6 protein-coding genes and 1 pseudogene (1 of these 7 running past the window's edge) are annotated in these 3,918 nt (G+C 69.4%); 4 read left to right on the top strand and 3 right to left on the bottom strand.

Features of this window, described 5'->3' with window-relative positions:
- The 4 genes and pseudogenes from tsaD to QZV94_RS18530 all read left to right on the top strand — a co-directional run.
- Nucleotides 1-475 (top strand): annotated as a pseudogene (gene tsaD, locus QZV94_RS18515) (tRNA (adenosine(37)-N6)-threonylcarbamoyltransferase complex transferase subunit TsaD); it begins 614 nt to the left of the window's first position.
- Nucleotides 472-1,491, top strand: a complete 1,020-nt coding sequence (locus tag QZV94_RS18520) for an NAD(P)H-dependent glycerol-3-phosphate dehydrogenase (protein ID WP_293680162.1) — start codon at nt 472-474, stop codon at nt 1,489-1,491. Before tsaD ends, QZV94_RS18520 begins: the two are co-directional and overlap by 4 nt.
- A complete protein-coding gene (locus QZV94_RS18525) occupies nt 1,492-1,776 on the top strand; it encodes a YciI family protein (RefSeq protein ID WP_293680165.1) in 285 nt (94 codons plus the stop codon). It abuts the gene before it with no gap.
- Nucleotides 1,763-2,128, top strand: a complete 366-nt coding sequence (locus QZV94_RS18530) for a Rieske 2Fe-2S domain-containing protein (RefSeq protein WP_293680167.1) — start codon at nt 1,763-1,765, stop codon at nt 2,126-2,128. Before QZV94_RS18525 ends, QZV94_RS18530 begins: the two co-directional genes overlap by 14 nt.
- Here QZV94_RS18530 and QZV94_RS18535 read toward each other — a convergent pair.
- The 3 genes from QZV94_RS18535 to QZV94_RS18545 form a co-directional block, all read right to left on the bottom strand.
- Entirely contained in the window at nt 2,125-2,796 is a 672-nt protein-coding gene (locus QZV94_RS18535; protein WP_293680169.1) for a choice-of-anchor C family protein, read from the bottom strand. The two genes, QZV94_RS18530 and QZV94_RS18535, sit on opposite strands and share 4 nt — an antisense overlap.
- Nucleotides 2,797-2,876: 80 nt before the next feature.
- On the bottom strand, nt 2,877-3,626 hold the full coding sequence (locus QZV94_RS18540; RefSeq protein ID WP_293680173.1) for a creatininase family protein: 750 nt from the start codon (nt 3,624-3,626) through the stop codon (nt 2,877-2,879).
- Between the two features lie 13 nt (nt 3,627-3,639).
- Nucleotides 3,640-3,876, bottom strand: a complete 237-nt coding sequence (locus QZV94_RS18545; RefSeq protein WP_293680176.1) for a hypothetical protein — start codon at nt 3,874-3,876, stop codon at nt 3,640-3,642.
- Nucleotides 3,877-3,918: the final 42 nt, after the last annotated feature.

Raw genomic sequence — 3,918 nt, forward strand, 5'->3', positions numbered from 1 at the left:
CCCTTTGCTGGATCGGCCTGGCCTCGACATGAGCTTCTCCGGCCTCAAGACCGCCGCCGCCCGCCTGGCCGAGGGGATCACCTCCGAAGCCCAACGCCGCGACCTGGCGGCCGCCGTGCAGGCCGCGATCGCCGGCCAGCTCGCCGAGAAGTCCGATCGCGCCATGGCCGCTTACGCCCAGGCCAACGGAGGACGCGGCCTGCGGTTCGTGGTGGCCGGCGGCGTGGCCGCGAACCAGGCTGTCCGCAAGGCGTTGCAGGCCACCGCGGCGGCCCGCGGCTTCGCCTTCGCCGCACCGCCGCTGGCCTACTGCACCGACAACGCCGCCATGATCGCCCTGGCCGGCGCCGAGCGACTGGCCCTGGGCATATCCGACGGCTTCGACGCCGTAGCTCGTCCGCGCTGGCCGCTGGACGAAGCCGCCGCAGCCGCAAATCCCACTCACACCGCCGGCCGCAAAGGCGCCAAGGCATGAGCACTCCTCGCCTCGACAAGACCCCTCTCCGCAAGGTGGGGGTCATCGGCGGCGGCGCCTGGGGCACGGCGCTGGCCCAGGTCTGCGCCCGGGCCGGGCGGGAAGTCACCCTTTGGGCCCGCGAACCCGAGGTGGTGGAGGCGATCAACAGCCGCCACGAGAACGCCGTCTTCCTGCCCGGCCTGCCGCTCGACCCGATGATCCGCGCCACCGACGACCTGGCGGTCCTGGCCGGCAGCGACCTCGTCCTGGCCGTCGCGCCGGCGCAGCACACCCGCTCAGCCCTCTCCGCCTTCGCCCCGCACGCCCGCCCAGGCCTGCCGATCCTGCTTTGCTCCAAGGGCGTCGAGCAGGGCTCGCTCAAGCTGATGACCGAGGTGCTGGCCGAGACCGTCCCTCAGGCCCAGCCCGCCGTGCTCTCCGGCCCCAGCTTCGCCGGCGAGGTGGCCCGCGGCCTGCCCACCGCGGTCACCCTGGCCTGCCCGGCGGACGGCTGCGCGGAGGATCTGGCCGAAGCCATCGCCACGCCCACCTTCCGGCCCTACTTCGCCACCGACATGATCGGCGCCGAGGCCGGGGGCGCGGTGAAGAACGTGCTGGCCATTGCCTGCGGCATCGTCGAGGGCCGCGGCCTGGGTCGTTCCGCCCATGCCGCCCTGATCACCCGCGGCTTCGCCGAACTCACGCGCCTGGCCGTGGCGCTGGGCGGCGAAGCGGAGACGGTCGCCGGCCTCTGCGGCCTCGGCGACCTGGTGCTGACCTGCTCCAGCCCGCAGTCGCGCAACATGTCCGTCGGCCTGGCGCTGGGCAAGGGCATGACCCTGGAGGAGGCGCTGGCGGGCAAGCTGTCGGTGGCCGAGGGCGTCGCGTCGGCTCCGGCCGTCCGCGACCTGGCCCGCAAACTTGGCGTCGAGACTCCGATCTGCGAGGCGGTCGCCGCCATCCTGGCCGGCCAGGCGGGAGTGGATGACGCCATCCGCGGCCTGCTTTCGCGGCCGCTCAAGGGGGAGAATTAGGTGCCGCTGTTCGTACTGAACTGCCACGACAGGCCGGCGTCGCTCGCCTTGCGCATGGCGACGCGCGAGGCGCACCTGGCCTATGTCCGGGCCCAGCTCGACATCCTGAAGCTGGGCGGACCCCTACTGGATGAGGCGGGCGACATGGCCGGCTCGCTGATGATCCTCGAGGTCGCCGACCGGGTCGCCGCCGAAGCCTTCAGCGCGAACGATCCCTACACCAAGGCGGGGCTGTGGAGCCGCGTCGAAATCACGCCCTTCAAGGTCACGCTTGGCCAGCTTTGAGCCGGACAACCCAGCCCGCCCACCGGCGGGCGTGTGGCTCTGCGCCCTCGGCGAGATCGCCGATCCGGGGGGCAAGTCGTTTCGTTTCCGCGATGGGGCGCGGATGTTCGCCGGATTCGTGATCCGCCAGGGCGAGGAGGCTCGCGGCTATGTCGACAGTTGCCCCCACGCCGGCTGGCCGCTCGCGCCCATGGACGACCGCTACCTGACCCGCGATGGCCATCACATTCTCTGCGCCGGCCACGGCGCGCTGTTCCGCCTGGACGGGATGTGTGTGTCTGGACCCTGCGAGGGCGATCATCTCCACGACTGGACGGTGGAGGTGAGGGACGGCGAGGTATTTACGGCTTAGCCGGCGAACGCGTTGCTGCGGCGGCGGATCATGCTCCCGGCAGCGCCGAAGCCCACGATCATCATCGCCCAGGTGGCGGGCTCTGGCACCGCATTGACCGCCACGTTGTCGATGGCGGCGCCCCAGCAGCAGTTCCCCGTGTTGTTGCCGCTGGTGAAGCTGATCAGGGTGCTGCTGCTATCCGCGGTGAACGCGAAGCCGCGGTCCTGCCAGAGCATGTTGGAGAGGCTGTTGGGCGCGGTCAGGCTGTAGTTTGCGGTCCCGATCGTCGATCCGCCTGCGCCGATGACCGCCACGCGAGTCTCGCCCCGGAAGTTGTCGGGGTTCCCTGACATCGCGAAGCTGAGGAAGTAGGACTGGCCGGCCACGGTGCTGAGGGTCTGCGATATCTGGGCCGGGCTGCCGCCGTTCAGGTCGATGCTGTAGCCATCACCGTCAGCCGCCTGCCAGTAGCCCACGATCCAGTCGATCGAGCCCGCATCGATGTTCCAGTTGTTGATGACGCTTGAGCCGACGCCGAGGGTCGAGAAGCCGCCGCCAGGCGCACCGACCGTGCCGCCATTGTTGAACCCGCCATTGAGGATCAGGTTGGCGGCGCTCGCGCCGGAGCTTGCCGTGGCAAGAGCGCCGAAGACCGCTCCGGCGATTAGAATGTTCCGCATCGACATGGCTGATCACTCCCCATTCCCGGGAACTTAACCACTACCGGCGTTGGTCGAACACGGTCTTCCCCTGAAACGCGAATTCGCTACTCCGGCGCCGCTTCGTTGCCGAACGCGGCCACGTCGTCGATCAGCGACTTTGAGGCGAGGGCGACCAGTTCGCCCCCCTTTTCCGGGGTCGCAAGCCCAGGGTCGGAGCCCATGCGGCCGTCGGCGTAGCGCGCGCGGAAGTCGGCGGCTTCGCGGATGGGGCCGGTGGGGGCGATCTGCGGCGCGTAGTTCGCGCTCTTGATGGCGTCCGGATAGGCCCACTGGGTCACCGCGATCTCCGACGGCGTGGCGTGGCTGCCGTGGCCCACCGGGAACTGGCGATTGGCAAGCGCCATCACCCCCGACAGGTCCCACCAGTTCTTCAGTTTGCACGCGAAGCCGCGCTTGCCGCCCGAATAGCTGACCTCGGCATAGAGTTCGGAGAAGGCCGCCTCGATCGTGGCGACGTTGCCGCCGTGCCCATTGAGGAAATAGATCTTCTCGAAGCCGTGGTGGGCCAGGCTCCGCACCCAGTCGCCGATGGCCAGCATGAAGGTCGACGGGCGAAGCGCGATGGTGCCCGGGAAGTCCAGGTGGTGCTGGGCCATGCCGATGTTGAAGGTGGGGGCCACCAGGATGTCGCCTGTCTTCTGCGCTTCGTGGGCGATGATCTCGGGGCAGAGCCAGTCGGTGCCCAGGAGGCCCGTCGGACCGTGCTGCTCATTCGAGCCGATCGGAATCACCACCGTCTTCGAGCGCCCGAGGAAAGCCTCGATCTCGGACCATGTGGACAGGTGCAGAAGCATTCGGTGTCCTTCCTCAGCGCCCAGCGTCGGCCAGTTCGATGCGCAGGCCCATGGCGCGCATCCCTACCAGCCGCCACTGGCCCTTGCCCTTTTCGAAGGTGAGCAGGCAGTCCTGCGGCGAGCGCTTGTCGCGCAGGCAGGCGTGGCGGGCGTCCAGGGCGCGCATCAGAGGCGCGACCTGGCTGGGCGTGGGCGGGGTCTCAAGGGCTTCGCCGTCGGCCTGGACCAGGCGAATGGCTTGAGCCCACATTTCCCAAGTAAGGCGCTGATTTCGCTGTCCTGACCATTATAT

Origin of the sequence: uncultured Phenylobacterium sp. (genome assembly GCF_902826855.1) — a bacterium.
Taxonomy (GTDB): domain Bacteria; phylum Pseudomonadota; class Alphaproteobacteria; order Caulobacterales; family Caulobacteraceae; genus Phenylobacterium.

Coding starts and splice junctions, on each gene's coding strand:
- QZV94_RS18520 (WP_293680162.1), top strand. CDS start 472: ATGAGCACTCCTCGCCTCGACAAGACCCCTCTCCGCAAGGTGGGGGTC.
- QZV94_RS18535 (WP_293680169.1), bottom strand. CDS start 2,796: ATGTCGATGCGGAACATTCTAATCGCCGGAGCGGTCTTCGGCGCTCTT.
- QZV94_RS18540 (WP_293680173.1), bottom strand. CDS start 3,626: ATGCTTCTGCACCTGTCCACATGGTCCGAGATCGAGGCTTTCCTCGGG.
- QZV94_RS18545 (WP_293680176.1), bottom strand. CDS start 3,876: ATGTGGGCTCAAGCCATTCGCCTGGTCCAGGCCGACGGCGAAGCCCTT.